Here is a 7,174-nt window from a genome sequence, read left to right on the forward strand (position 1 = left end):
CCCTTCGGGCGCCCGGCAGGGGTGGTGTTGCACACGGGCACGTACGCCCGCGGCACAGACGGACGAAACGGCCGGGTTTCCCGGCACGGGCCTTCGCCGGATCCGAAGTCCGTCGCCACGGCTGGGACTTCGGGTCCGGCACACCCGCACCGGGAGGTGACTGGTCCCGGTCTACGCAGGCCCCGTGGCCTTGACCGGGCTCAGTGGGCCGGGGCGCCGCACCGTGTCGGTGATCCACTTCCGGTGGGCGTAGGTGGAGGCGTAGATGGTGTTCTGTGCCGTCGCGTCACCGCGGGAGACTGCGCCGAGTACGGTCCAGGAACCGTTGTGTTTCGCCAGCAGGGGACCGCCGGAGTCTCCCGTGCGGCTGGTCTGCGGCCACGGGTCGCCCGGGAGCGAGGCCACACACAGCTCCTGCGGCGTGGGGTGGGTGCCGCCGGGGTCGGAGCAGCGGGTGCGGTCGATGAGGCGCGAGTCGAGCTGGCGAAGCTGCTTCGGCTGGGGCGGCGAGGGATCATCCGGGTTCTGGGGCAGATGGTGGTCGCCCCAGCCCAGGAGACGGCCGGCGTCGCCCACCCTGGGGGCCTTGCGGGGCAGTTTGGCGGTGGGTGCGTGGATGGGGGCTTTGAGCCTGAGCAGGGCCAGGTCCACGTCACCAGGTGGGACGGGCGGCAGGACGATCTGCTGGACGCGGCGCAGCGTGCCGCCCTGGGTCCGGTCGTTGCTGCCCACGCGCACCCGCAGGCCCTTCGGATCTGCCGGCTTGCCTGTCTCGGGGTCGGTCACGCAGTGCTCGGCCGTGAGGATCCACCGCGGGGCGATGAGGGTGCCGCCGCAGAAGTGGTTTCCTTGGCGGTCTTGTAGGGATGCGATGAACGGATACCGCTTCCGCGCTTGTTCACCGCCGCTGATCGCCTGTGCCGGCACCGCCGCGACAGCGAGCACTGCGAACGCGGCCCCACCGGCCAGCACGCTCGCCACCGCCCGCCACAGGCGGGGGGCGGGAGCAGGAGGATGAAGTTCTCGGCTTGTGTACAGGGTGTTCATGGCACGTCAGTCGAGCACACAGCCGATTGCAACTGCATAAGGGAAGGCGGGGAATGAGTCGGTGACAAGCCCCTGCCCAACAGCGATGCCCGGCCGGTGGCGCCTGAACCGTTCCGGGTGCGGTGGGGACTCGATCGGCTGAGAGGTTCGCGCAGTGGCAGGTCCTTCCCACTCCCCGCTTGAGCCGCGCCGTCGAGACCGAACCCGAACACTCCGAAGCCATGATCCGCCTCGCCGCAATCTCCACCCTCGCCAAACGAGCAACCGGCGAGACCACCCCAACCTGGCGACACATATCAACCGCACTCACTCATGAACCACACGAGCCAGATGTCCGCTGAGGAGGAAACAGGGGAGGTTCAGAATCGATCGGACTGCCCGGCGACCGGCCGCCGCACGCCCTCGCGTTCAAGGACCGGGAGCACGTCGGCGATGAACCGGGGCAGGCCGTTCTCGTAGTTCATCCAGGTCAGCGCGACACCGTCGATGCCGGCTGCGCTGAGATCGGCGAGTTGCCTGCCGATCGTCTCCGGGCTGCCGACGAGCGGGTAACCCGCCATGGTAGACGCGATCGCGCTCGCGAGCTGGGCGTGCTCCTCGGGTGGCATCCGCACGCCGCCCATCGTCCATTCGATGGCGTTGCGCACCGCGGTCTCGTCGGCGTCGACCTCGGAGTACCGCCGCAGAAGCTGAGCCGCCTCGCGGTCGGTGTCCGCGCAGACGACTGAAGCGGAGACCCACACAGACACCTCACGCCCGAAGCTCTTGGCCAGCTTGCCGATCTCGCGCGCCTTCCTCGCCACCGCCACAGGGTCGAACGCGGACACGAACGCGATGTCGGCGTAGCGGGCCGCCAGCCTGTGGCCGCGTGGGGAGAATGCGGCGTTCATCAGCGGCGGATGCGGAGTCTGAGAGGGTTTCGGACGGCTGTAGCCACCTTCGACGGTGAGCCAGTCACCGCGATAGTCGAAGTCGTCGGAGTCCTCGCTCCACAGGCGCAGCAGGATGTCCAGCCACTCCTCGGAGTAGCCGTAGCGGTCCTCGTGATCCAGCGTCTCGACACCGAACATGCGTAGCTCTTTGGCGAACCAGCCCGCGACCACGTTGAGTCCGATGCGGCCCCGCGAGACGGCGTCGATCGTGGCGATCTGCTTGGCGGCCGACACGGGCGACACAGTGAGGCAGTGCGATGTGGTGAAGATCGATATGCGGCTGGTGAGTGCGGCCAGTGCGGAGGCCCAGGTGTACGGCTCGAAACTGGATCCCCAGGGATTCGTCCGGCCCTCGAAGCCTCGCCATCGTGAGAACGGGATGGCGGCTTCGAAGCCCGCGTCCTCGGCGAGCCGCACGAGCCGGACGTTCTGGTCCCAGTCGATCTCGTGCCGGTCCGGTGAAGCGGTGACCGCTCCCGCAGAGGTGACATTCAGACCGAACACCCCGAGCTTGAGTCCGGTGTCGGCGAACAGCGGTCCGGAGACGCAGCGGGGAACGACGGATTCGGTAAGTGGTCGGGACTGAGTCATGGGAGTCTCCATTCACAAGTCAGCGATCCTTCGCGGCCGACAGGCCGAAATGGATCGTAAAACTACACGGCCCTCCTCACCAGGTGTTCGCCTTTCAGCCGGGGGCCTACCGGCGCACTCGCCAGTAGCCGAACTCACAGAGGCGATCCGCGCACAGGTGAACCGGCCGATGAACCTGACCCGAGCGGAGTGGGAGCCGGTTCTGGTCGCCGGGCCGCAGATCTTCGACAGATCGTCGACCGGGCCGCCTCGGCACCTTGGCCGAGGGAGCCGGCCGCACAGGATAATGATCGTTACGTTGCCGACGGGGAGAGACGGGCCGATGGACGAGATGACACTGCTGGACGTACTGGTGGGCGCGGCCGGTGAGGCCCCGGAACAGGTCGTGGTCCATGTCCGCGGTGACGGCGGCGAGGTGGCCGTGACCTTCCGCGAACTTCTCGATGCGTCGTTGCGGGTGGCGGGCGGGTACCGGGAGGCGGGCGTCGCGCCGGGGACCTGTGTGCCGTTGCTGGCCGACCGCGGCGAGGACTTCCAGCCGATGTTCTGGGGTGCGCTCGCCGCCGGTCTCGTCCCCGTGCCGCTGGCTCCGGACGCCCGACGGGTCGCACCGGTCTGGGAGCATCTCGGCCGCCCGCCCGTCGTGGTGGACGCGGCGACCGAGGCGCTGCTGCCGGAACTCCCCGGCGGGGTACGGGCGCTGAGGCTGGACGCGCTGCGGGCGGGACCGGCGCTTTTGGTGCCCGCCTCTCCCGGGCCGGGCGATATCGCGTTCCTCCAGTTCTCCTCGGGCAGTACCGCCGCGCCGAAGGGCGTGGAGGTGACCCATGCCGCCGTCGTGGCCAACCTGAAGCAGATACGGGCCGCCGCGGCGCTCGACGCCGATGACGTCGTGGTCAGCTGGATGCCGTACTTCCACGACATGGGACTCATCGGCACCCATCTCGCGCCACTCGCGGCCCGCGCCAAGCAGGTCAAGATCGGGCCGCTGTCGTTCGCCAAGCGCCCCCGGCTGTGGTTCGACGTGGCGGACCGGCACCGGGCCACCGTGCTCTCCGCCGCCAACTTCGCCCTGGCGCTGGCCGTACGGCGGGTTCCCGACGAGGTCGTCGCGCGGCAGGATCTCTCCAGCGTGCGGCTGCTCCTGGTGGGGGCCGAGCCGATCGCGGCCACGGTGTGGCGCGATTTCGCCCGCAAGACCCGCCCGGCGGGGCTGGACCCGCGGGCGGCCCAGCCGGTCTACGGACTGGCCGAGGCGACGCTGGCGGTGACGTTCCCACCGCTGGGCGAGGTCGCCGAGCCCCTGGTTCTGGACCGCGCGGCCCTGAGCCGGGGCCTGGCGGTGGACACCGAACCGGGGGACGGCGCCGTGGAGCTGATGGATGTCGGCCCGCCGGTCCCGGACTGCACCGTACGCATCACCGACGAGGGCGGGGGCCCGCTGGGCGAGCGGCGGGTGGGGCATATCGAGGTCCGCGGGCCGCAGCTCGCCCGCGGCTACCACCGGCTTTCCGAGGCGACCGCGGCGGCCTTCGCCGGCGGATGGCTGCGCACCGGGGATCTCGGCTTTCTGCGGGACGGGCGGCTGTGTGTCACCGGGCGGCACAAGGACGTGCTGTTCCTCAACGGCCGCACTTTCCATGCCCCGGACCTGGAGGAAGTCGCGGCGGCCACGCCCGGACTGCCGCCCGGCGCCCCCGCGGTGATCGGTTCGACCGACCCCCGGACCGGCGGCGAACGGGTCGTGGTCTTCGTCCCCTGGGCACGGCCGCCGCGTGATGCGGCCGAGGTCCTCCACCGGGTGGCCGCCCGGGTATGCGAGGCACTGGGCCACGACGACGTACGCGTACGGGCGCTGGCACCCGGCGCGTTCCCCCGTACGACGAGCGGAAAGCTGCAACGGCAGCGGCTGCGGGCCCGTTTCGAGGCGGGCGCCTACCCAGCGGCGTACCCGGGCGACGGTGCCGCCGGCTCCCGGCCCGAGGGAGCGGATACCGCCCCCGTGGACCCACCTCGGTCGGCTCCGCGGCCGGCGGCTCCCCGTTCGCGGGCCGAGACCGAGCGCGCCGTACGGGAGGTGTGGGCGCGCGTACTGGGCCTGCCCGCCGGAGCGATCGGCGCGCACGAGCCGTTCGGCGCTCTCGGCGGTACGTCGCTCAAGGCCATGGAGGTCCTCGCCGCGCTGGAGGACGCGTTCGCCACCACTCTGCCACCGGCGGTCGTACGGGACCACGACACGGTCGCCGCGCTGGTGGACCATCTCCTGGCCGTCGCCCCGGCAGCCGGGTCGGCAGCCGGGCCGTCCACGGCGGCGCGGGACGGGCGCACGCCTCCGCCCGAGGCGGGCTCCCCCGGTCGCGCCGCGATCATCGGCATGGCGTGCCGGTTCCCCGGCGCCGGCACACCCGAAGCCTTCTGGGACCTGCTCACCGGCGCGCATGACGCCGTCACCTCCGTACCCCCCGGACGGTGGGAGGGCGTGCCGGGGGACCCACGGGCGGGACGGTGGGGAGCCTTTCTCGACGACCCGGCCGGCTTCGACGCCGACTACTTCGGCATCGGCGAGGCGGAGGCCCGCGCGCTCGACCCGCAGGCCCGGCTCTTCCTCGAACTCGCCCACGAGGCACTGGAACGCGCCGGTTACGCGGGGCCCCGGCGGCGCGGCCGGCGGATCGGTGTGTTCGCGGCCGTCGGGGAGAGCGGCTACCGGGAGGTCCTGGACCGGGCGGCGGCGGACGGTTCCCCATCGGCCGTCACGGCCCTCACCGGGAACCTGCCCAGCCTCATCGCCGCCCGTGTCTCCCAGAGCCTCGATCTGGACGGTCCCGCGCTCGCGGTCGACACGGCGTGTTCATCGGGCCTGGTGGCCCTGCACCTGGCGCGGCGCAGCCTCCTGGACGGCGAGTGCGATCTCGCCGTCGTCGGCGGAGTCAACCTGCATCTCACCCCGACCGGTCACCGGCTGCTGGAGGGGGCCCAGGCGCTGTCCCCCACCGGGCGCAGCCGTGCCTTCAGCCGCGCCGCCGACGGCTTCGTGCCGGGAGAGGGCGGCGCGGCGATCGTCCTGACCCGTCTCGACGCGGCTCTGCCGGCCGGGGACCCGGTCCTCGCGGTGGTCCGGGGGACAGCCGTCAACAACGACGGCAGATCGCTGAGTCTGCTGGCTCCGAACCCCCTGCGGCAGCGTGAGGTCATCACCCGGGCGTACGAGGAGGCCGGTGTCGACCCCGCGTCGGTGACCTATGTGGAGGCGCACGGTACGGGAACGGCCGTCGGCGATCCGATCGAACTGCGGTCGCTGGCCCATGCCTTTCCCGCCCGGGCCGACGGAGAGCCACGGCTGCTCGGTTCCGTGAAGTCCAACATCGGACATCTGCTGAACGCGGCCGCCCTGCCCGCGCTGGTCAAGGTGGTCCTGGCGCTTCGCCACGGCAGGCTGCCCGCGTCGCTGCACCACGAGCCGCAGTCGCCGGGCCCCGGGCTCGCCGGATTCGAGCTGGTGACGGAGGCCAGGGACTGGACGTCTCCCGGCCCGCTCACGGCGGGGATCAACGCCTTCGGCTTCGGTGGCACCAACGCCCATGCCGTCATCGAGCAGGCCCCACCGCCGCCTCACCGCGCCGCGCCGCGCACGGGCCCTCATCTGCTGACTCTCTCGGCCCGCAGCGCGGCGGGACTGCGGGCCTCGGTTTCGGAGCTGGCCGCTCATCTGCGGAACCACCCGGAGCTGGGCGAGGGGGATGTCTGTCTGACCGCGAGCACCGCCCGGGACGACGGCCGGTACCGGCTCGCGGTGGTCGCCGACGGCGATCTGCGCGAACGCCTCGCCAAGGCCGCTGAGGGGTAGCGGGGGGCGGGGGTCCGTGGGGGGGCCGCGGGGGCTGCGGGGGCCACCGGGGCGGTGGGGCCCGCAGGGTCCGTGGGGTCCGTGGGGTTCACCAGGGCTACCGGTGCCGCCGGGGCCACGGTCGTCGCCGGGATCGCCGGGTCGGCCGGGGTCGCCGACGCGGCCGGGGCCATCGGGTTGACGGCGGCCACCAGGCCGGCCTGGTCCGGCGGCACCGTGGCCCGTTCCCGGCCGCGCGTGGTCTTCGTGTTCCCCGGGCAGGGCGCGCGGCACCCGGGGCGGGCCCGCGCCCTGTACCGGACCGCGCCGGTCTTCCGGGACACCCTCGACGAGGCGTCCGCACTCCTCGGTCCGGTGAACGGGCAGACCCTCCTGGACTGGTGTCTGGACCCGGAGGCCGACCCCGCCGCGCGGGCCATGACGGAAGTGGCGCAGCCGCTGCTCGTCACCTTCGGGGTAGCGCTCGCCCGCCAGTTGCGGAGCTGGGGCGTGGTGCCCGACGCGGTCGCCGGGCACAGCGTCGGTGAGATCGCCGCCGCGTGCGTCAGCGGAATACTGACCCTGGACGACGCCGTACGGTTCGCCGCCGAACGTGGTCGTCTGATGGGCACGTTCACCGGGCCCGGCACCATGGCCGCCGTCCACCGGGGCGACGAGGCCGCCGCCGCTGCGGTGGCCGAGTCGGACGGCGCGCTCGCCGTCGCCGCGTACAACGGCCCTGGCCGGCTGGTCCTGTCGGGCGCCGCCCCGGCGGTGG

Annotated in this window: 4 protein-coding genes; 2 read left to right on the forward strand and 2 right to left on the reverse strand. The window is 72.4% G+C overall.

The window, feature by feature from the left end; translation table 11 throughout:
• Positions 1 to 171: 171 nt before the first annotated feature.
• Complete coding sequence (locus ACWF94_RS28135) at positions 172 to 1,047, reverse strand: S1 family peptidase (protein WP_453494340.1); 876 nt, start codon at positions 1,045 to 1,047, stop codon at positions 172 to 174.
• A gap of 359 nt (positions 1,048 to 1,406) precedes the next feature.
• A complete protein-coding gene (locus tag ACWF94_RS28140; protein WP_453494343.1) occupies positions 1,407 to 2,570 on the reverse strand; it encodes an LLM class flavin-dependent oxidoreductase in 1,164 nt (387 codons plus the stop codon).
• A 322-nt stretch (positions 2,571 to 2,892) separates the two neighbouring features.
• On the opposite strand from ACWF94_RS28140, the gene ACWF94_RS28145 reads away from it, so the two are divergent.
• Positions 2,893 to 6,417 carry a beta-ketoacyl synthase N-terminal-like domain-containing protein gene (locus tag ACWF94_RS28145; protein ID WP_453494346.1) on the forward strand — a complete coding sequence of 1,175 codons (3,525 nt, stop codon included), beginning with the start codon at positions 2,893 to 2,895 and terminating at the stop codon, positions 6,415 to 6,417.
• 81 nt (positions 6,418 to 6,498) lie between these two features.
• On the forward strand, positions 6,499 to 7,174 hold a 676-nt coding region (locus ACWF94_RS28150; protein ID WP_453494349.1), incomplete at its 3' end, for an acyltransferase domain-containing protein.

Source organism: Streptomyces sp. NPDC055078 (assembly GCF_053607985.1).